Source organism: Amycolatopsis sp. NPDC043887, assembly GCF_056435665.1.
Genome location: NZ_JBWKEB010000001.1, coordinates 510,223 through 530,699 on the forward strand (window position 1 = coordinate 510,223; position 20,477 = coordinate 530,699).

The following is a 20,477-nucleotide window of genomic DNA, read 5'->3' on the forward strand; positions in this document are numbered from 1 at the left end:
CGTGGGGTCCAGGCATCGGTGGACACGAATGGAGCAACGGGGATCCACCGGTGTCCTGAAGGCCTCCTTTGGGACGCTCAACGTCTCAAAGGGGGCCTTCAGGACGTTCACCGGGAGTCCATAATGGACGGAGCCGGGCCGGGCTGAACCCCCGGCGAAGCCCAGCAGCGAGCCCCAGCGGAAGTAACCCTCAGGACTCGCCGAACTTGCTCGCCAGGTACCCCTTCACCACGGACTTCGCCTCCGCCACGATCCGCTCTTCCCCTCGAGGGTCCCGCCGGAAGGCCAGCTTCAGCAAGGCGTCGGCCGTCTCGTTCGCGATCGTCAGCGCGAACCGGATGTCGTCCGGCGGCGACTGGATCCGCGCCGAAAGCACGTCGGTGAGCGCGTCGACGATGACGGCGTTGTTGTCGCGGGTCTCGTCGAGGAGCTGCCGGTCCACGACGTCACCGAAGTGGACCTTCGAGAAGCCGGGAACCTCGCGGTGCATCGCGAGGTAGATGTCGAGGATCGAATCCACGACGTCCCACCAGTGTTCGGGCGCGAGCTCGTTCAGGGTTTCCGACACCGAGGCGACGAACCGTTCGAGGTTCCGCTGCGTCAGCGCCTGCACCACGGCCCGCTTGTCGGGGAAGAACTGGTACAGCGAACCGACGGCCACGCCGGCGCGCTTCGCGATCAGTGTGGTCGTCAACGCGTCGTAACCGAGTTCGTCGATCAGCTGGGCGCTGGCGTCGAGCATCTGCTCCACCCGCTTGGCGCTGCGCTGCTGGACGGGCTGCCGCCGGAGCGGAGTGGTCTCCGCTTGCGGTTTCGCGGCCTGGATGTCGGACACTCGGGCTCCTCCTTCGCTGATCTGCGACTTTATCGTGCCGACAGGGTTCCCCCCGGTCGAGTGAAGGCATAGTATCTGAGAACTTTTCATGTTCGGCCGAGTCTGAAGAGGAAAGGTGTGCCGCCGGTGGAGAATCCGACCTTCCCGTCCGAATTCCTGTGGGGTGTTTCGACCTCCGCCTTCCAGATCGAGGGGGCGACCGGGGAAGGCGGCCGAGGGCAGTCCATTTGGGACACTTTCACCGAAACGGAGGGAAAGATCGCGCGGGCTGAGCACGCCAAAGTAGCCGCCGATCACTTCCACCGCTACTCCGAGGACATCGCGCTGATGGCCGAACTCGGCGTCGGCGCCTACCGGATGTCCTTCGCCTGGCCCAGAATCCAGCCCGGCGGCGAAGGCAAGCCCCACGCCGAAGGCCTTGCCTTCTATGACAAATTGCTCGACGAAGTCTGTGCCGCCGGCATCGCGCCGACCGGGACGCTGTTCCACTGGGACCTCCCGCAGGCGCTCGAAGACAAGGGCGGCTGGCTTTCCCGTGATACCGCCGAACGCTTCGGGGAGTACGCCGCCATCGTGGGCGAACGGTTCTCCGATCGGGTGAAAATGTGGATCCCGCTCAACGAGCCCATGGTCATGTCGATCTTCGGCTACGCGATCGGCGAGTACGCCCCCGGCAAGACGCTCCTGCTCGACGCCTTGCCCACCGCGCACTACCAGAATCTCGCGCACGGTCTCGCCGTCCAGGCGCTCCGCGCCGCCGGTGCCCGCAGCGTCGGCACGGCCAACAATCATTCGCCGATCTGGCCCGCCTCCGATTCGCCGGAGGACAAGGCCGCGGGCGAATGGATCGACGCCCTCATCAATCGCACATACGCGGATCCGGTGCTCCTCGGCCGATATCCCGAACAAGTCGTCGAACATCTCCCAGTGGGCTTCGCCGATGATCTGCCCACCATCGCACAGCCGCTCGACTTCTACGGGGTGAACTACTACGAGCCGCAGGGCGTCGCCGCGCCCGGCGAAGGCAACCCTCTTCCCTTCGAGCTTCGCGCGATCGAGGGATATCCCATGACCACCAACGATTCCCCGATCGTCCCGCATGGGCTGCGCGATCTTCTCGTCGGCTTCCACGACCGCTACCGCGAGCATCTCCCGCCCGTCTACATCACCGAAAACGGGTGCAGTTTCGACGACGTCGTCGCCGAAGACGGGCACGTTCACGACCAGGAGCGCATCGACTTCCTCGACAGCCACCTCGTCGCGGTGCGCGAGGCGATGGACGCCGGTGTCGACATCCGCGGGTACTTCGTCTGGTCGCTGATGGACAACTTCGAATGGTCGAAGGGCTACCAGCCGCGCTTCGGGCTGGTGCACATCGACTACGAGACGCAGAAGCGCACGCCGAAGGACTCCTTCGGCTGGTACCGGGATCTGATCCGCCATGAGTGAGGTCCGGGAGCTGCCCGAGGCGCTCGCGGAACCGGTCACCAGGGTCCGCGCGGGCTGGATGAGCCTGCTGTTCTTCGCGAACATCGCGCTCTGGCTCGGCGTTTACGCGCCCATCCAGGTCCTCCTGCCGAAGCAGGCCGAGCTTCTGGACGCCGCCAACAAAGAAGCGGTGTTCAGCCTGGTCACCGGAATCGGCGCGGTCGTCGCGCTGATCGCCAACCCGGCCATCGGCCTGCTGTCGGACCGCACCTGCTCCGCCCGCGGCCGCCGTCATCCGTGGACGGCGGCCGGTGCGGCGGTCGCCGCGGCCGGTCTGCTCGTCCTCGCGTTCGCGCCGAACGTCGCGGTCATGGTGCTCGGCTGGTGCCTGGTCCAGGCTGGGCTGAACGGGATGCTCGCGATGCTGGTCTCGGCCATCGCGGACCGCGTGCCCGTGCCCCAGCGTGCGCAGGTCGGCGGGCTCGTCGGCATCGCGCAGATGCTCGGGACCGTGCTCGGCGCGGTGGTGGTCGTGGTGATGCTCGACCTCGCCGGTCTCCCGCTGGGATACGCGGTGTGCGCGGCCATCGTGCTGGCGGGCGCGGCGGCGTTCGTCCTGCGCACGCCGGACGCGCGGCTGCCGGTCGCGTTCCGCCCGTCCGTCCGGACCCGGGACGTGCTGGCGAACCTGTGGATCTCCCCGCGCGGGCATCCGGACTTCGCCTGGGCGTGGGCCTGCCACTTCATGATCAACCTCGGCAACGCGTTCGGGACGCTGTACCTGCTGTTCTTCCTCAAGGACGCGGTGCACTACGAGGATCCGGACACCGGCCTGTTGATCATGATGGGTCTCTACGGTGCCGCGCTCGTCGTCGGCGCGCTCGTCGCCGGGCATTTCTCCGACAAGTCGGGACGGCGCAAGCCGTACGTCCTCGCGGCCTCGGCGGTGATGGCGGTCGCGGCGTCGCTGCTCGTCGTCTGGCAGAACTGGACGGCCGCGCTCGCGGCGTCACCGTTGCTGGGTGTCGGTTTCGGCGCGTACATGGCCGTCGCGCTGGCGATGCTCACCCAGGTGCTGCCCGCCGCGCAGGACCGGGCGAAGGATCTCGGGGTCATCAACATCGCGAACTCGCTGCCGCAGGTGGTCGCGCCGATGCTGACCGCGCCGATCCTGGCCTACCTGGGCGGATACTCGAGTCTCTTCGCGGCTTCGGCGCTGTCCACGGTCATCGCCGCGGTGCTGGTCACGCGGGTGAAGGGCGTCCGCTAGAACGTTGGAGACCGCGGACCGGTGCCGGTCGGGGGAGGGGAGTGCAACGGCACCGGCCCGCGGGGTTCGGGGGATGACAGCGCGCTCCGGGGCAGGTATCGCGCTGCGTTTGTGATCATCAACCTAGCGACCGATTACTGCCTTCGCTAGGTGTTCTGCCGATAATTTTCGATTAATCGCGGTGGGGACCGGAGTGATTACCGAGAGCGGCTCGTCGCGTTCGGGGGTACGCGCGAACCACTGCCGGCGGAGGCGAGATCGTGGCGTGGTTGCCGAGGGGGCGCTCGGACCGCCGTTCACTCGCCCGGCTTCAAGCTGTGTTTTCTCAAGATGAGTCAGGCTGCGGCATTCTTCTAAGCGTGCACGCCGCCGATGGCGGCACGACGCGGGTTGACCAGCGCGTGCCTGCCGGTCGTTTCAGCCGCGCTGACCCTGCTCTGCCCCGGGACACGGCGGCGGCTTTCGCGCCGGTGGTCCTGGGTGGCCGCGGTCTGCTGGGGGGCGAGGCCACCGGCGACCAGGTGCTCGTGCGCGACCTGCCATACCGAGCAGGGGGCCTTGCACTTGTGCCAGCGGGTCGAGCAGGTGGGGCAGTCCCCGCGCTCGTCGGGCTCGTGCGCCTGGAGCATCGCGCGCCAGCCTTCGGTCAGGCGGGGGAGCTCCGAGCGGGCGACCGAGACGAGCGACTGCGCGTCGGCCCTGGTCGCGAGATCGGAGAGCATGTCGAGGCGTTCCCAAACAGCGTTGCGGAGAACTTGCCCTAGGACCTGATCCACGGAGAACTCACCGTTACCTTTCCGCCATCTTGGCGGCTTCGTTGAGCGCTGCCCTGAGCTGGCCGAGCTGGCCGGACGTCAGGCGCGCGGTCTCTCCTGGCGGCGAGACGAGAACCACCTGGTTGTCTTCGACGAACACGGTGACGGCGCGTTCACGGCTGATGAGATCGCCGCACTGCACCCGCCAGACCAGCTGTCCGCCTTCGTAACGGCGCACACTCGCGGTACGAGGGTCGACCGGGGCGGAAGGGGAGACCGGACGGTTGGCGACCGTCTGCTGACCGACGGGGCCGGCCGCACGCAGGTGGCGCGTGGCCATACCGGGCCGTCCCGCGGTGATGGAGCCTGTTGCGATCGAGTCCACGAACTCCACTGGCTCTTCTCCGCTCTCTCGTTCCACGTCGTCTTCGTATCCGCGTGTCCGCACCCTTGCGGGGGTTCGGAGACTTGGTAGCTCTCCGTGATGGCTGCCGGTGGCCGGTCGGTCACGGAGATCTGACAACTACAGTGATGTGAAACCGAGTGCGATAGAAGGTCGAACCGCCGTCATAGCGGTGACCGGACGAGGTTTCACGGTAAGCGGTCAAACGACTTCTGCCGGGCCGATCACGACGGGCGATCCGGTGTTTCGCACGGTTGAATAGGTGTGCCTACGCTGTTTCTCGACCCCAACGGAACTGTGAGGGGGCGCAATGGACGCCAGTATCGGTGGCGGCGCTGTCGCCGGCTCGGACGCTGTAAGCGGTTCGAGTCGCCAGAGTCACCCCGTGCCGCCGGATGCCTGGGAGCAGCCGGAGATGCGAGCCGCACTGGCCACACGGGAGATCTCCTCCGTGTACCGGTTGTTGCGCAAGCACGGTGTGTCGCAGCGTCAGATCGCCGCGATGACCGGCCAGTCGCAGTCCGAGGTGTCCGAGATCCTCAAGGGTCGCCAGGTGATGGCGTACGACGTGCTCACCCGCATCGCTGACGGCCTTGGTGTCCCCAGGGGATACATGGGTCTCGCCTATGACGAGGCGACAGCGATAAAGGTCGTCGGTGCTGCCGACGGCCAGCAGGCGGAGGAGGACGAGTCCGTGAAGCGACGGAGGTTCCTCGCGCACGCCGCCCAGGTCACGATGGGTGCGGCGGTGTTCGGTCCGGAATCGGGTACGTGGTCGGCGGGGCCCGCCAAGACGCCCGCCCCCGGGCGGATCGGCATGACCGACGTCCGCCAGGTGGAAGCCGCGACCAGAGCGCTCCGGTCCCTCGACTACCAGTACGGCGGCGGTTTCTGCCGTGACGCCGTGGTCGCCCAGCTGTCCTGGGGACAGCAGATGCTCGAGTCCACCGGCACCGAGATGGTCAAGAGCAGGCTGTACGTCGCCCTCGCCGACCTGCACGGCCTGGCCGGGTGGACCTCCTTCGACACGGGGCTCATGGATTCCGCGCGCGGCCATTTCGCGAACGCGCTGGACCTGGCCAAACAAGGCGACAGTCACCCGCTGGTGGCCAACGTGCTGTACCGGATGGGCCGGGTCTACCTGCACAACGACGCTCCCAACGACGCGCTGAAACTGTTCCAGCTCGGCCAGATCGCCGCCCAGGAATCGGGCTCCGAGCTGGCGGTCGCCGTGCTCTGCGCCAACGAGGCGTGGGCCTACGCGATGATGGGCAACGAGGAGCAGGCCACGAAGCTGCTCGGCCGGAGCAAGGACGAGTTCGCCCGCGCCGATCTGGCCGAGGCCGAGTCCTGGGTCAAGTTCTTCACCGAGACCGACGTCTACGCCATGATCGGCACCGTGCACACCGTGCTCGCCGAGAAGAACGCCGAGCACACCAAGTACGCGATCCCGGCACTGACCAAGGCCGTCGAGGCCTACACCGACGACATGGCCCGCAGCAAGACGTTCATGCTCAGCGCCTTGGCGACGAACCACCTGCTCGAAGGCGACCTCGACCACGGTGCGAAGGTGGGTTCGAAGGCCATCGACTGCGCCGAGGGCATCAAATCGGAGCGGGTGAAGGACCGGATGCGACCTCTGCAGGTCGAGGCGGAACGCCGCCGGAACAACGCCGACGCCCGTGACCTCGCCGACCGCCTCAACTCGTTCTACGCCGCCTGAGCCGATCGGCCCGGGCGGCCGGTTCACGCCCGCCATCCTGCGCGACGCCCTCGGGCGGACGTGCGATCTGCTGGGTGTGGACCCCGAAGGCGCCCGCCTGCTGAGGTTCACCAACAACGCCGTCTACGAGCTGGCGAGCGCGCCGTTCGTCGTCCGGATCGTCGGCTCCACCCGGCTGCGGCATCGCGTCGGCACGGTCGTGCGGGTCGCGCGGCACTTCGAACGGCACGACGTGCCCGCCATCCGCCTCGTTCCCGGCCTCGACCAGCCACTGCCGGTCGGCGGACATCTCGTGACGGTCTGGTGGAAGGTGCCGGGGACAGGCCGGAAGGCGAAGGCGGCCGACCTCGCCGCGCTCCTGCGCCGGGTCCACGCGCTCGAACCACCGGAGGGGCTCGCCGAATGGGCGCCGGTCGCCGCGGTCCGTGCCCGGGTTTCGGACGCGGAGGAACTGGACGACGGCGACCGGCGGTTCCTGCTCGAACGCTGTGCCGAGCTCGAAGCCGCGCTCGCGAACCTCGACTTCCCCCTGCCCCGAGGCCTCGTCCACGGGGACGCGCACACCGGGAACGTGATCCCGGGGCCGGACGGGCCGGTGCTGTGCGATTTCGATTCGTCCTGTGTCGGGCCGCCGGAATGGGATCTGACGCCGCTCGCCGTCGGCCGTGAACGGTTCGGTGATCCACCCGCCCGCTATCGCGTGTTCGCGCAGCGATACGGATTCGACGTGACCACTTGGTCCGGCTTCTCGGTACTGCGCGCCATCCGCGAACTCAAGCTCACGACGAGTGTTCTCCCGATTCTCCGCAGTCATCCCAGCGTGCGGGATGAACTGCGGAAACGGTTGAACGATCTCCGGAACGGGCGCACCGGGGCACGCTGGAACCGGTATCGGTGACTCACCCGGGAAAGGCGTCTGCACGTGCATTCGCCGACGACGAATGACCGTTCGTCGCTTGTCCGAATTCGCCGATCAATCGGTGACGAATTCGCCCCGGCTAATCACTTCTCCTGACCCAATGCTCCCCCGAATGTGCAACTTGCAACTACGCTGCGTCATTCGGCGCGGCGAGCTCACCCGGTCGCCGGGTACCGATTGGGGCCACCGGGTCAGAGCTGCTCCAGTCGCGTGCGCAGAGCGTCAGCCTCCGGGCGGCCGAGGCCGACGAGGATGGGCAACGCCCGGTCGTAGAACCGCCTCGCCTCCTCGGGGTTCCCTTCCGCCTCGGCGACCTCGCCGAAGGCGGACAGCGCCCTGGCGACCTCGAACCGCGACCCGCTGGCCTCCATGGTGGCGAGCGACGCTTCGAGTTCGGTCCGCGCGGCGGCGAGATCCCCGGCCGCGGTGAGGGCGCGGCCGAGGTCGGTCCGGGCGCGGGCCACGTTGTAGGGGTCGGCGGCCAGTGCCTCGCGAGCGCGGGTGAGATGCTCGATCGCGGGATCCGGCCGACCGGCCTTGAGCTGGGTCGAACCGAGGTTGATCAGCGCGAGCCCGACGTCGTGCGTCCGGTTCTGGCGTTCGCTCAGCCGGTGGTCTTCGGTGAACCACCGCACCGCGTCTTCGAGCCTGCCCTGCGCCAGCGCGACCAGGCCGAGCCCTTCCACCGACCGGATCTCGACGACCTCGTTCCCGGCCTTCCGCGCGGCTTCGCGGCCCGCCTCGTAATGCGCGACGGCTTCGTCGTACCGGCCGGTGCCGCGGCAGGCGGCTCCACTGCGGTTGTGCATCAGGGCCTCGGCGGAGGCGTTGCCCCACGCCCGCGCGCACCGCACGCCTGCCTGGCTCACCTTGAGGAAGTCCGGATAGTGCTTGCGCAGCAGGAAGAGCGGCCACATCGCGGCGGCGAGCTGCCAGCCGAGTTCCGGCAGCTGCCACGTTTCGGCGGTCTCGACGGCGGCGATGAGGTTCTCGCGTTCCCGTTCGAGCCAGGCGAGTTCCTCGTCGGCGGACTCGAACGAGACCGGCGTCGGCGGCCGGTATTCGTACCGGTACGGGATCGGGTCCTGGTCGGGGACCGTCATCGCGGTGGTCTTGGACGCAGTGTGCAGGTACCACTCGAGCATGCGGCGCACCGCGATGTCGCGGTCGTACTCGTTGCCCGCCGTCTTCTCCTTGGCGTGCAGCCGCGCGAGGTCGTGGAAGGTGTACCGGTCGTCGCCGCGGTCGATCAGCAGGCCGACGTCGACGAGCTGGTCCAGCAGGTCTTCGGCGACCTCCTCGCGGACGGCGATCGACGCCGCGGCCACGCCGACGCCGAAGTCGGGTCCGGGATGCAGGCCGAGCGCCGCGTACAGCGCGGCCGCGTCCGAGGGGAGTTCGTCGTAGGAGAGGTTGAAGCTGGCTTCCACCGATTGCGCCTCTTTCGTCGAGAGCGTGGCCAGTCGACGATATTCCTTCCCCAGCTCGGTGGCGATCTTCTCCAGCGACATCTTCGGCCGCCCCGCGAGCTTGGCGCTGACTGTGGTGAGGGCGATCGGCAGGCCGCCGCACAGGTCGGCGATGGCCCGCGCCTGCGCGGCTTCGGCGCCGACCCGCTCCGCGCCGACCGCGCGGCCCAGCAGTTCGGCGCTGTGCGCGGAACCGAAGGGGGCCAGCTCGACCAGACGCGCGCGATGTTCGGTCTGGAGCCTGCCCAGACGGCGCCTCGACGTCACGATCACGAGGCTTTCGCCGCCGGCGGGCAGCAGCGGCAGCACCTGTTCGGTCGAACCCGCGTTGTCGAGCAGCACGAGCAACGGTCGTTCGGCGGTCGTCGTGCGGTAGAGGGCGGTGAGCTCCTCGACGTCCGCGGGCAGCCCTTCCGGCGGAACACCCAAAGCGCGGAGGAACCGGCCGAGCGCTTCGCTCGCGGAGAGCGGGCCGTTGGCGCTGAAGCCGCCGAGATCCGCCCAGAGGTGCCCGTCCGGGAACCGGTCGCCGAGGTGCCGGGCCCACGCGGTGGCCAGCGCCGTCTTCCCGATCCCGCCCTGGCCGCTGATCAGGTGCACCGCCGGCCCGTCGGTGTCGTCCTGGGACAGGAGTTCTTCGAGCAGCGCGAGCTCGGCCGTGCGGTTGGTGAAATGCGCGGGCGCGGGCGGGAGCTGACGCGGCCCCGAACTCACCTGCCTGGTGAGTTTCACCGCCGATCGCTGGCGCGGTACCTGTGGCGTGCTGACTTCACTTTCACCCGGCAACGGGCCGCCCATCAACATCCCCTCTTCGGGTTAACCCAGCGAACGCGTAGAGCATCCCGGCGTAGGTCCGACGAGAACAGCGAAATCGGTCAAATGCGGCCGGATGGAGCAAGGCGTGTAACAGCTCGCGAAAAGTCGCGCGGGTGATGTCGAGACCGGCTCGACGGCTTCGTCCCCGGGGCGGACGCGGCCGGAGTGGCCGCGCGAACCGGAGGGACGGACATGCGCAAGCTCATCGTTCAGCAGTGGGTCACCGTCGACAACATCGCCGCGGAGGAAGACGGCGGCCTGAGCTTCGTGTCGGGCGAGCCCTTCTCCGAGAAGACCGAGCCGGCGTTCAAGGCGAGCGTGATGGGGCTCGTCGATTCGGTCGACACGATGATCCTGGGAGCGAACACCTACGCGATGTCCAAGGACTACTGGCCGCACGCCCAAGAGCAGGGCGAGTACGGCGAGAAGCTCAACAACCTCACCAAGTTCGTCGCGTCGTCCAAGCTGGACGACGCCCCTTGGGGCGGTTTCCCCGCCGCGACCGTAACGCGCGACCCCGCCGCCACCGTCCGCGAGCTCAAGGAACAGCGCGGCAAGGACCTGTGGCTGTGGGGAAGCTTGACCCTCATGAGGTCGCTGCTGGACGCGGGACTCGTCGACGAGATCCGGCTGATGGTCTGCCCGGTGACTCGCGGCAAGGGGACGCGTGTCTTCCAGGACCGGCGGGAGCTGAAGCCGATCGAGGCCACCGCGTTCGAGAACGGCGTCGTGCTCCTGCGGTACGCGGTCGAGAACTGAGGGGTGAGGCGAATACGGCGTGATCGGACCCCGGTCGTGCAGGCTGTGTCGGCCGGCTTCACTAGGGGATGAGGTGTCCTGGGTGGCGTGGTTTCGGACCGGCCGGTGGTCCGGTCCTGCTCAGAGAGTCCACAAGGGACATCCCGCGCCGCTTGAATGCCCGATTTATTCTGATATGTACAGTTCGGCTTCGGGGTCGTGAGTGGCAAAGAGGGTTAGAACGATCATCGCCACTCACGACCCCTGGGCAAAGCACTCATATCGGGCGCAGGGGGCAGACTTGGTGTCCTTTGTGGACAGTTGAGGGTCGTGGCGAACCACAGGCGAACTAGGTGGTCGGCACGACAGGGGCTCGCGTGAGGACGACGGCGAAGCCGAACGCGAGCCCCATCACGGTCAGTTCGAGCGTCGCCCACGCGGCCAGCGCCGTCCGGTTGTGCCGGACGATCTGGGGCATCAGCTTCCAGCGCGTGTACGCGCCGAGGCCCGCGATCACGCCGGTGCACAACAGCTTCAGCAGCACCAGCTGCCCGTACGGCGTGGTGAAGACGCCTTCCCAGAAGCCGAGCGACGGGTTGAGCGAGATCTCGATCAACCCGTTGAACAGCCCGGTCGCCGTGCCGAGGATCAGGCACAGCGTCGCGAGTTTGGAGAACCGCGGCAGGGCGTGTGCCAGCAGGGTCCGGTTCCCGACGAGCAGCACCGCCATCGCGCCGAGCCCGCCGGTCCAGGCGACGGCGCTCATCACGTGCAGTTCCATCGAGATCATCGTGTAGTCGTGGTAGTTCCAGTTCGACGCGTGCCCGGTGACCGGCAGCGGCAGCAGCGCGAACAGGCCGAGCCCGACGCGGACCTCGGCGGGCACCTTCTCGCCGTGTTTCAGGGCGAGGACGCCGAGTCCCGCGTGCAGCAGGGCCAGCACCGCCACGATCAGCAGCGCCTTCCCGGCGCCGACGTCGGCGATGTAGCTGCCGACGTCCGACATCGACAGCGTGCTGGAACCCGGGCGGTACTCGGCGGTCTGCAGGATCAGCGCGACGAGCGCGGTGGTCGCCCAGACCAGCGCGGCCGCGACACTCGCGGGCCGCGCGATCCGCATGATCGGCTCGGAGAGCTTCGGCCGGTCGTAGCCGACCAGCACCGAAAGCAGCGCCAGCCCGATCGTGGCGACCGCCGAGATGTCCAGCAGCACCCGCACGATCGGGATCGAGACCGAGACCACCTCGCTGACCTGCGCGACCCCGGGGACCGGGGCGGTGGCCGTCAGCGCGACACCGATCAGGGCGCCGACGATACCCGCCGTCACCACGCAGAACAGGACGGCGACGCGGGCACGCGAGGTGGTCTCGGCCTGGGTCATGAGCCGCTCTTCTCCTTGTCCGCGCCGGTGCGCAGCGCGACGGTCAGTCCGACGGCGAGCAGCACGACGGCGCCCGCGATCCACACCCAGATCGGCACCCCGGACGAGCCTTCGCCGCCGGTCGCCGGGGCCGTCTCGGCCTGGCCCGCGTTGCTGCGCGCCGCGTCGGCGCTCGCCGGGGTCCCGGTGCCCGCGGCGGTGAGCGTGAACGGCACCTCGCCGGTCACGGCGTGCCCGTCCGCGGACAGGATCCGGTAGCCGATCTTGTACTCGCCCGCCGGGCCGAGCGGCCGCAGCGGCACGGTCACGACGCTGTCGCGGACCTCGACCTGGCCTTCGGCCCACTGGCCGCCGCCCGGTCCGATGACCGCGATCTGGTTGACGTTCGCGTTCTGGACGTACTGGTCGAACGTGAGCGTGATCTTCGCGGGCCCGGCGGCGATCGAAGCGCCCTTCGCCGGGTCCGAGGAGATCAGGACGTTGTGCGCCAGGGCCGGGGTGGCGGTGGCGAGCCACGCCACCCCGGTGATCGCCAGCGCGACGATCGCTTTACGCATTTACTTGGTTCCCTCGGTGTTGCTGGTGCCGGAAGCGGCGGTGGCGCGGCGGGCGCGCAGGGTGGCACCGGCGCCGACACCGAGGCCGAGCGCGCCGACGACCAGTCCGGCGCCGCCGAGCCAGCGGGCGGTGTTGTCGGAAGAGGACGACGCGGCGTGCGACTCCTCGGACGTGGCCTTGGTGTCGGTGCCGTGGCCGCCACCGTGTCCGTCAGCGCTCTTCTCGGCGAGCTTCACCGTCGGCGCGGGGTGCTCGGGCTCCTCACCGGAGGCCGGGGTCGGCTGGTTCCACTCGACGACCTTGCCGTTCTCGTAGGTCTGGGTGGCGGGGAAGTCGATCGCGTCGACGTTGGTCGGGAACTTACCCGCGCTGATCTGGAACTCCTGGAACTCGGTCGATCCGGCGGCGATCTTGGTGCCGGGCTCCGCGGTCCAGGAGACCTTGGTGACGGCCTCGGTGATCTGCGTGCCGGAGTCGGTGGTCACCGGGGCAGGCAGCTTGGACTTGACGACCTCGGCCTTCCAGCCGGGGAGCGGCTTGGCGCGCACGGAGCTGAGCGCGTACTCGGGCTTGAGGGTGATCTCGACCTTGACCGTCCCGGCGTCCTTCTCCTCGTTGGGGACGCGGAAGAAGATCGATCCGTAGCCGCCCTTCGACGGCTGGGGGCCGTAGACGTTGGCGGTGACGTGGGCCGAGGCGATCCCGGCCGAGAGCAGGCCGGTGATCCCGACGGTGGCGGCCAGGAAACCGGCGCGCTTGAAGACGTGCTTGGACACGAGAACTCCTGAACGTGAATGAGACGGCGGGTTCGGGGACCGCGCCGATTACGGGGGATGAGCTGGGGTTCAGGAGAACAGGGGTGGGCCGCGCCTGCCGTGGACGCGGCGGAGGTCCACGCGGACGAGGTGGCCGGGCCCGGCCGGACGGGCGAGCACCGGGGACGCCACCGCGGCGGGCACCGGGAGCGCGTTGAGGATGAAGGGGACCAGCGCGCGCAGGCAGGCGAGGACGCCGAGCAGCAGTCCGTCGGCCTTGGCCAGCAGCAACGCGGTGATCAGCGTGGCGACGACGTGCGCGACGGTCATCGCGAGGCCGCCCGAAAAGGGTGCGGGTTCGCCGTGCGGTTCGTGGCTGCTCAACGAGCTGAGCACGAGGTGCATCACGACCTGACCGGCGCCGAGGTCGACGATGGTGGCCAACGGCCCGCGCGCCTTCTCGGCGAGCGCGGCGGCGTTCCAGCCGATCAGCACGGTGAGCAACAACGTCATCGCCGTATCGGGGAGATCGCCGTCCCCGATCATGTGCGCGGTCACGGCCAGCGCCGCGGAACTCACGCCGAGCAAGCCGCCACGCACAGCGCGTAACGCGCTTCGGTGATGGCTGCCTTTACTCACGGGTGAAGGGTATTCGACGTACGTCCGAGTGGTCGATCTCCTCCCGGCTGGTGAGCAGTGGGAAAGACACCGCCGGACCGGCGCGTGCGTTTGCCCATTTAGGCCGAATGGGGAAGGTTGACGGGATAAAAGGCGGTAAACAGGGGTTTGACCGCGCGGCTTTTGGGTAGTCAGGCTCCCGATACAGCTACTCCGAATGGGTGAGGAGTCTCACCCAGAGGCGGCGGGAGAACCAGCACGCGATGAACCTCTTCGAGTACATCTCGGATCGGTGGGACAGACTCGCCCTCCAAGGGCTCCTCCATGTCAGCGCGGTCGTGCAGTGCACGATCCTGGCCGCCGTCCTCGGCGTGGTGATCGGCGTCGCCGTCTACCGCAGCCCGATCGGGTCGGCCGTGGCCACGGCGCTGGCGAGCACGATCCTCACCGTCCCCTCCTTCGCCCTCCTTGGCCTGCTCATCCCCGTGTTCGGTCTCGGCGCGAACACCACCGTCATCGCCCTCGTGCTCTACGCGCTGCTGCCGATCGTGCGGAACACGATCGTCGGGCTGAGCGGCGTGGATCCGGCGGTCAGCGACGCGGCACGCGGGATCGGCATGAGCCGCTTCGGCGTGCTGACCAAGGTGGAGCTGCGGCTCGCCTGGCCCGCGATCCTCGCCGGTATGCGGGTCGCGACGCAGATGCTCATGGGTATCGCGGTCATCGCGGCCTACGCCAAGGGGCCGGGCCTCGGCTCGGAGGTCTTCTCCGGCCTCACCAACGCGGGGAGCACGAACTCCCTCAACCAGGCACTGACCGGGACGCTCGGGGTGGTCGTCCTCGCACTGGTCCTCGACGCCGTTTACGTCCTGATCAACCGTTTGACCGTCTCTAGGGGTGTCCGTGGCTGAGTCTCCTGAAACCGTATCCGGCGTCGAAATCGAGCTGGAGAACGTCACGAAGCGCTACCCCGGCACCCGTGAGCCCGCGGTCGACGACTTCTCGATGGTGGTGCCCGCCGGCAAGATCGTGGTCTTCGTCGGCCCGTCCGGCTGCGGCAAGACCACGACCATGCGGATGATCAACCGGCTGATCGAGCCGACGTCGGGCCGGATCACCATCGGCGGCGACGACGCGCTGAAGCTCGACGTCGACACCCTGCGCCGTCGCATCGGCTACGCGATCCAGCAGGCCGGGCTGTTCCCGCATTTCACCGTCGCGCAGAACATCGCCGTGGTGCCGGGGCTGCTCGGCTGGGACAAGAAGAAGGTCAACGACCGGGTCGAGGAGATGATGGACCTGGTCGGGCTGGACCCGGCCGATTTCCGTGATCGGTTCCCGCGTCAGCTGTCCGGTGGACAGCAGCAGCGCGTCGGCGTCGCGCGGGCGCTCGCGGCGGATCCGCCGGTGCTGCTGATGGACGAGCCGTTCGGCGCGGTCGACCCGATCACCCGCGGCAACCTGCAGGACGAACTGCTGCGGCTCCAGACCGACCTGAAGAAGACGATCGTCTTCGTCACCCACGACTTCGACGAGGCCGTGAAGCTCGGCGACAAGATCGCGGTGCTCGGCAACCAGTCGAAGATCCTCCAGTACGACACCCCGGACGCGATCCTCGCGAACCCGGCCGACGACACCGTCGCAGGGTTCGTCGGTGCCGGCGCCTCGCTGAAGCAGCTGACGCTGCTGCGGGTCCGTGACGTCGAGCTTAAGCAGGACGCGCTGACGGCGACGGTGAGCGAGTCGCCGTCCTCGGTGCGCGAGAAGCTGACTCAGCAGCGCAAGCATTTCGTGCTGGTGCTCGACCAGCGCCGCCGTCCGATGCGGTGGGTGCACGTCCGCGAGCTGACCAAGGCGACGTCGCTGTCCACCGCGGGCAAACCGCTGCGCGACTACGTCAGCCTCCAGTCGACCCTGCAGGACGCGCTCGAAGCCATGCTCGCCGAGGGCGGCAGCGTCCCGGTGACCGGCGCGCGCGGCGAGTACGCCGGGACGATCGAACTCGACACCGTCATCGCGACGATCCAGCAGCTGCGCGAGGAGCACTCCGACGACAGCCCGGCGGAAGGTGTGACCGCATGACGGCCACCGTCGATACCGGCTTCTCCACCGAGTCCTCGTCGAGAGGCGCCGAACGGGTCCGGCTGTTCGCCCAGCCCGCCGCGGTCCTGCTGATCGTCGCCGCGGTGCTGATCTGGGTCTTCGCCAGTGACCTCACCGCGACGGAGAAGGAAACGCTCAACGCCGCCGGGCTGCTGGCCGCGCTGCGCGACCACCTGGCGATGACCGTCGTGGTCACCGCGATCGTGGTCGCCGTGGCGGTGCCGCTCGGCGTGCTCGTCACGCGGCCGTGGGCGAGATGGGCGGCGCCGGTATTCCTGGCGGTCGCGAACATCGGCCAGGCCGCGCCCGCGCTCGGTGTGCTGGTGCTGTGGTTCATCGTCACCGGCGCCACCGGCGGGCTGTGGGTGGCGGCGCTGCCGCTGGCGTTCTATTCGCTGCTTCCGGTGCTGCGGAACACGATGGTCGGCCTGCAACAGGTGGAGCCGTCGCTGATCGACGCCGGCCGCGGCATCGGCATGTCGGCGTCCGGCGTGCTGTGGCGGGTGGAGTTCCCGCTGGCCATCCCGCTGATCCTGGCCGGTCTGCGGACCTCGCTGGTGCTGGCCGTCGGCACGGCGACCTTCGGCATGTTCGTGAACGCCGGTGGTTTCGGCCTGCTGATCGACACCGGCTACAAGCTCAACCTGACGAAGGTGCTGATCACCGGCTCGGTGCTCGCCGTCGCGCTGGCGCTGCTGGTCGACTGGCTCGGCGCGGTGGCGGAACAGTTCTTCGGACCGAAGGGACTGCGCTGACATGCGACTCAAGGCGATCTTCGGTGCGGTCCTGTTGTGCGGCACGCTTTCCGCGTGCGGGCTGGAGGTCAACACCGCGCTGCCGTACAAGATCGAACCCGGTTCGATCCAGCCCATCGAGTCGCTCAAGGGCGTCAAGGTGACGGTGGGCTCGAAGGACTTCACCGAGAACATCATCCTGGGCTACATGGCCGAGATGGCGCTTTCCGCGGCGGGCGCGGACGTCGTCGACCTGACCGACATCAAGGGCTCGAACTCGTCGCGGCAGGCGCTGCTCGCCGGCCAGACCGACGTCACGTGGGAGTACACCGGCACCGGCTGGATCAACTACCAGGGCAACGAACTCCCCGTCCCCGGCGGGGAACAAGCCCAGTACGAAGCCACGAAGGCGGCGGACGAGGCGAAGTTCGGCGTCACCTGGCTGAACTATTCGCCGCTCAACGACCAGTACGCCTTCGCGGTCACCGAGGCCTACGGAGCGGCGAACAATCTGAAGACGACGTCGGACCTGGCGGAGTTCCTGAAGCGGAAGCCCGATCAGAACGTGTTCTGCCTGGAGACCGAATTCACCAGCCGCCAGGACGGTTTCCCCGCCGCCGTGCGGGCGTACGGGTTCCAGAACCCGGTGATCAAGAACTTCGGCATCGGCACGATCTACTCGGCCGTGGCGAGCGGGACCTGCCCGATCGGCGAGATCTTCACGACCGACGGCCGGATCGCCGGGCTCAACCTTCGCGTCCTCGAAGACGACAAGAAGGCGTTCCCGCAGTACAACGCCGTGCCGACGCTGCGGACGGAATTCCTGAAGCAGCACCCGGAACTGCGGGGACCGCTCGAAGCCGTCGCCGCGGCCCTCGACAACGAGCAGATGATCGAGCTGTGCAAGCAGGTCGACGTCGACGGTCGTGACCAGGGCGAGGTCGCCTACGAGTGGATGAAGAAGAAGGGGTTCATCTCTTAGGCCTCGTGAGTGGCTAGGACGGTTCTAACCGTCCTAGCCACTCACGAGGCAGCTCAGATCCCGAGGCGGTGCAGCAGCTTTCCCTCCAGCTGGTCCAGCTCCCCGGCCACGGCCCGATGCGCCGCCTTCCGCCGCGCGGCGGGCATCCGCTCCGAAGCGCGAACGGTCGCCGAAAGCTGCTCCAGCGTCCCCTGGGTGTCCTTCGCGAAGGCCGCGTCGGCGTCGGTCGCCTTCGCCGACCTCTTCAGCTCCGCGAGCCCCTGCGTCAGCCCCGCGATCCGCGCGTGCAGCGCGGCACCGCGTCCGCTGTACTCGCCGAGCTGGTCGACGGCGACGCCGAGCTTCTTCGCTTGATAACGGTCGTATAGCTCTCGCGCGGCACCCGCCGCTCGAACGGCGTACGGCGCGATCACCGGCAGTACGGCCGGTCCGAGCACTTTGGCCACCGCGACGGCGTTCTTCGCCTTCTTCGGGGTAAACCTGCCTTCGCCCTCGACGGCTTTGGCCTTGCGCGCCATGGCACCTCCCACGCTGTGTCACAGACGAACTTACTGGTCCCCGATGTGGCGGGCATGTCGGCTTGCCGGACGCCTTCTAGAGTGTTGCCTGTGAGTAACGAGGTGCTACTGGACGCGGGAGCGGTGAGCCGCTGCCGGCGTCGCGTGCACCTGGAACACGATCCGGCGATGCGCGAGGTCCCGCTCGCCCCGCCCGACCCCGCCGCGCAGCAGCGGATCGCCGACGCGTCAGCGCATCGCGAGGCGATCGTGCGGCGCCTCATGGAGGCGACGGGACCCGACGCGACCTGGGTCAAGATCCCCCGGGACCTCCCGGCCGCCGAGCGCGTGCAGCTCACCGAAGAGGCCTTCGCCGCCGAAGCGCGCTACGTCTGGGGCGCGCTGCTCCCGGTGGATCGTGCCGGTCATCGGCGTGGTGGCTCCGAACTCCTGGTCCACACCGGTGACGGATACGTGCCGGTGCTGGTCGTGCGGCACCGCATCACCGATCGCGGCGCGGGCGCGCCGACCACGGTGATGACCGACCTCGATCCGGCGAACCGGCTGCCCGATCCGGCGCGAAAGGTCCGCTCGCAGCCGCGGGACCAGATGCGGCTCGCGCACCTCTACCGGATGCTCGAAGCGCTCGGAAAGCACGAAGGGCACCGCGCCGTCGGCGGCGTCATCGGGCTCGACGCGGACGTCGTCGTCTGGCACGACCTGTCCGCGGCCACCTGGCCGGGCGGCCGAAGCGCGCTGACGGAGTACCAGAGCCGCTTCGTCGACAGGCTCGCCATCGCGAGCGCTGCCGCCGAGGGCGAGGAGCCGCTCGCCGAGCCGTCCCGCGTCCTCGAATGCCGGCGCTGCCCGTGGTGGCCGACGTGCGAGGTCGTGCTCACCGAAACCCGTGACGTCAGCCTGGTCGTCCGCGGCGAGGACGCGATGGAGCTCCGCCGCGCCGGGGTGTCCACGGTGGACAAGCTGGCCGCGCTCGATCCGGCCGACGAACCGCCGCCGATGAACTGGACCGGCGGCACGTTCGCCGACGCGATCATCCTCGCGCGCGCCTGGCTCGCCGATCTCACGATGGTGCGCAAGGTCGACCGCGTCGAGGTCCCGCGCGGTGACGTCGAGGTCGACGTCGACATGGAGAGCTTCGGCGATTCCGGCGCGTACCTGTGGGGTTCGCTGCTGACGGGCGCCGACATCGGGATGGAGCAGGGCTATCGCGCGTTCGCGACGTGGGAGCCGCTGCCGACCGCGGACGAGGCCCGGTCGTTCGCCGAGTTCTGGGCCTGGTTCACCGAAGTCCGCGAGCGCACGCTCGCCGCGGGCCTGACCTTCCGCGCCTACTGCTACAACGCGCTCGCCGAGAACCGCTGGCTTTTCGGCTCCGCCGACCGGTTCGGCGAGTACCCCGGCGTTCCGAAGAAGGCCGAGATCGCGTCCTTTGTGGACTCCGAGGAGTGGATCGATCTCTTTCGCAGCGTCACCGACCAGTTCCTCTGCTCGCAGGGCAAGGGGCTCAAGGTGATCGCGCCGGTCGCGGGATTCGCCTGGCGCGACCCGGAAGCGGGCGGCGAGGCGTCGATGAGGTGGTACCGCGACGCCGTCGGCATGGACGGCGGACTCTCGGACGCCGCCCAGCGGGAGCGCCTGCTGCGCTACAACGAGGACGACGTCCTGGCGACGCACGCGCTGCGGAACTGGATGACCGACCACGCGCAGACGTCCGTGCCGTACATGAACGACCTCTGAGCACCCGGTCGCCGGGAAACTTGCGATCACGCGCGTCCCTGCGAATACTCGTCAACGAGGAGGCGTGTTGAAGCGGCGGAAGGTCGGGAATCTGCTGGCGCTGGCGATCCTGTCCACGCTGAACGAGCGGCCGATGCATCCGTACGAAATGGCCTCGATCCTGAAGAGCCGCGGCAAGGACCGCGACATGGGGATCAAATGGGGCTCGTTCTACGCGGTCGTCGGCAACCTGCGGAAACACGGCTTCATCGAGGCCGCCGAGAGCGGTCGCGACGGTGCCCGCCCCGAGCGCACGGTGTACCGGATCACCGACGCCGGTCGTGACGAAATGCTCGACTGGCTGCGCGAACTGCTGGCCGGACTCGCGCCGGAGGAGCCGAAGTTCGTCGCCGGGCTGTCGGTGCTGGGCTGGCTCGGGCCGGACGAGGTGATCGCCCTGTTCCGCACCCGGCTGGCCGCACTGGACGAAGACATCGCCTCGACCCGGGCCGAACTGGCGCGGCTGCTGGAGGAGATCCCGCGGCTGGTGCTGCTCGAACTCGAATACCACCTGGCGATCCGAGTGGCGGAAGCCGAATGGGTCCGCTCGATCCTCGGGGAGCTGACTTCCGGCTCGATGCCCGGTCTCGCCGAATGGCGGGCCCTGTCGGCCGAAAGGGGGAGCACCGGCTAGCCGAAAGAACCCCGGCGAGGTGTTGCAGCACCCCGCCGGGGCGACGATCCCGCAACCGGAAC

At 68.6% G+C, this 20,477-nt stretch carries 20 protein-coding genes; 11 read left to right on the forward strand and 9 right to left on the reverse strand.

What is annotated here, in order from left to right; translation table 11 throughout:
* Positions 1-190: 190 nt before the first annotated feature.
* Positions 191-835: a TetR family transcriptional regulator gene (locus AC069H_RS02545; RefSeq protein WP_478223860.1), complete on the reverse strand. Its 645-nt coding sequence runs from the start codon at positions 833-835 to the stop codon at positions 191-193.
* A 126-nt stretch (positions 836-961) separates the two neighbouring features.
* Between AC069H_RS02545 and AC069H_RS02550 the strand changes: the two genes are divergently transcribed.
* Positions 962-2,284: a GH1 family beta-glucosidase gene (locus AC069H_RS02550; RefSeq protein WP_478231111.1), complete on the forward strand. Its 1,323-nt coding sequence runs from the start codon at positions 962-964 to the stop codon at positions 2,282-2,284.
* A complete protein-coding gene (locus AC069H_RS02555) occupies positions 2,277-3,533 on the forward strand; it encodes an MFS transporter (RefSeq protein WP_478223858.1) in 1,257 nt (418 codons plus the stop codon). Before AC069H_RS02550 ends, AC069H_RS02555 begins: the two co-directional genes overlap by 8 nt.
* A 353-nt stretch (positions 3,534-3,886) precedes the next feature.
* On the opposite strand, the gene AC069H_RS02560 is transcribed toward AC069H_RS02555, so the two are convergent.
* Positions 3,887-4,309 (reverse strand): hypothetical protein, encoded by a 423-nt coding sequence (locus tag AC069H_RS02560; RefSeq protein ID WP_478223857.1) that lies wholly within the window; start codon positions 4,307-4,309, stop codon positions 3,887-3,889.
* A gap of 13 nt (positions 4,310-4,322) precedes the next feature.
* The gene (locus AC069H_RS02565) at positions 4,323-4,682 is read right to left on the reverse strand and encodes a hypothetical protein (protein WP_478224439.1); all 360 of its coding nucleotides are present in this window, start codon (positions 4,680-4,682) and stop codon (positions 4,323-4,325) included.
* A gap of 319 nt (positions 4,683-5,001) precedes the next feature.
* Here AC069H_RS02565 and AC069H_RS02570 point away from each other — a divergent pair, with 319 nt between their 5' ends.
* Positions 5,002-6,414 (forward strand): helix-turn-helix domain-containing protein, encoded by a 1,413-nt coding sequence (locus AC069H_RS02570; protein ID WP_478231112.1) that lies wholly within the window; start codon positions 5,002-5,004, stop codon positions 6,412-6,414.
* A complete protein-coding gene (locus AC069H_RS02575) occupies positions 6,374-7,312 on the forward strand; it encodes a phosphotransferase (protein ID WP_478231113.1) in 939 nt (312 codons plus the stop codon). The genes AC069H_RS02570 and AC069H_RS02575 overlap by 41 nt, the downstream gene beginning before the upstream one ends.
* A gap of 212 nt (positions 7,313-7,524) precedes the next feature.
* Here the strand turns inward: AC069H_RS02575 and AC069H_RS02580 are convergent, their stop codons facing one another.
* The gene (locus AC069H_RS02580) at positions 7,525-9,534 is read right to left on the reverse strand and encodes a tetratricopeptide repeat protein (RefSeq protein WP_478231114.1); all 2,010 of its coding nucleotides are present in this window, start codon (positions 9,532-9,534) and stop codon (positions 7,525-7,527) included.
* Positions 9,535-9,810: 276 nt separating this feature from the next.
* Here AC069H_RS02580 and AC069H_RS02585 point away from each other — a divergent pair, with 276 nt between their 5' ends.
* Positions 9,811-10,377 carry a dihydrofolate reductase family protein gene (locus tag AC069H_RS02585; protein WP_478231115.1) on the forward strand — a complete coding sequence of 189 codons (567 nt, stop codon included), beginning with the start codon at positions 9,811-9,813 and terminating at the stop codon, positions 10,375-10,377.
* 328 nt (positions 10,378-10,705) lie between these two features.
* Here the strand turns inward: AC069H_RS02585 and AC069H_RS02590 are convergent, their stop codons facing one another.
* The 4 genes from AC069H_RS02590 to AC069H_RS02605 form a co-directional block, all read right to left on the reverse strand.
* Positions 10,706-11,737, reverse strand: coding sequence for a copper resistance D family protein (locus AC069H_RS02590; RefSeq protein ID WP_478231116.1), 1,032 nt, complete (start codon positions 11,735-11,737; stop codon positions 10,706-10,708).
* A complete protein-coding gene (locus AC069H_RS02595; protein WP_478231117.1) occupies positions 11,734-12,294 on the reverse strand; it encodes a copper resistance CopC family protein in 561 nt (186 codons plus the stop codon). The genes AC069H_RS02590 and AC069H_RS02595 overlap by 4 nt, the downstream gene beginning before the upstream one ends.
* On the reverse strand, positions 12,295-13,071 hold the full coding sequence (locus tag AC069H_RS02600) for a YcnI family copper-binding membrane protein (RefSeq protein WP_478231118.1): 777 nt from the start codon (positions 13,069-13,071) through the stop codon (positions 12,295-12,297).
* Between the two features lie 69 nt (positions 13,072-13,140).
* On the reverse strand, positions 13,141-13,629 hold the full coding sequence (locus AC069H_RS02605) for a hypothetical protein (protein ID WP_478231408.1): 489 nt from the start codon (positions 13,627-13,629) through the stop codon (positions 13,141-13,143).
* Positions 13,630-13,931: 302 nt separating this feature from the next.
* Here AC069H_RS02605 and AC069H_RS02610 point away from each other — a divergent pair, with 302 nt between their 5' ends.
* The 4 genes from AC069H_RS02610 to AC069H_RS02625 are packed head-to-tail and all read left to right on the forward strand — an operon-like array spanning position 13,932 to position 17,487.
* Positions 13,932-14,579 carry an ABC transporter permease gene (locus AC069H_RS02610; protein WP_340686010.1) on the forward strand — a complete coding sequence of 216 codons (648 nt, stop codon included), beginning with the start codon at positions 13,932-13,934 and terminating at the stop codon, positions 14,577-14,579.
* The gene (locus AC069H_RS02615) at positions 14,566-15,750 is read left to right on the forward strand and encodes an ABC transporter ATP-binding protein (protein ID WP_478223850.1); all 1,185 of its coding nucleotides are present in this window, start codon (positions 14,566-14,568) and stop codon (positions 15,748-15,750) included. Before AC069H_RS02610 ends, AC069H_RS02615 begins: the two co-directional genes overlap by 14 nt.
* Positions 15,747-16,526: an ABC transporter permease gene (locus AC069H_RS02620; protein WP_478231119.1), complete on the forward strand. Its 780-nt coding sequence runs from the start codon at positions 15,747-15,749 to the stop codon at positions 16,524-16,526. The genes AC069H_RS02615 and AC069H_RS02620 overlap by 4 nt, the downstream gene beginning before the upstream one ends.
* Position 16,527: 1 nt before the next feature.
* On the forward strand, positions 16,528-17,487 hold the full coding sequence (locus tag AC069H_RS02625) for a glycine betaine ABC transporter substrate-binding protein (protein WP_478223848.1): 960 nt from the start codon (positions 16,528-16,530) through the stop codon (positions 17,485-17,487).
* 53 nt (positions 17,488-17,540) lie between these two features.
* Here the strand turns inward: AC069H_RS02625 and AC069H_RS02630 are convergent, their stop codons facing one another.
* The gene (locus tag AC069H_RS02630) at positions 17,541-18,005 is read right to left on the reverse strand and encodes a DUF6474 family protein (RefSeq protein ID WP_125679227.1); all 465 of its coding nucleotides are present in this window, start codon (positions 18,003-18,005) and stop codon (positions 17,541-17,543) included.
* A gap of 90 nt (positions 18,006-18,095) precedes the next feature.
* On the opposite strand from AC069H_RS02630, the gene AC069H_RS02635 reads away from it, so the two are divergent.
* Together AC069H_RS02635 and AC069H_RS02640 are read left to right on the forward strand one after the other, a co-directional pair.
* Positions 18,096-19,742 (forward strand): TM0106 family RecB-like putative nuclease, encoded by a 1,647-nt coding sequence (locus AC069H_RS02635; RefSeq protein ID WP_478231120.1) that lies wholly within the window; start codon positions 18,096-18,098, stop codon positions 19,740-19,742.
* A gap of 67 nt (positions 19,743-19,809) precedes the next feature.
* Positions 19,810-20,415 carry a PadR family transcriptional regulator gene (locus AC069H_RS02640; protein WP_478231121.1) on the forward strand — a complete coding sequence of 202 codons (606 nt, stop codon included), beginning with the start codon at positions 19,810-19,812 and terminating at the stop codon, positions 20,413-20,415.
* The last annotated feature ends 62 nt before the right edge of the window (positions 20,416-20,477 follow it).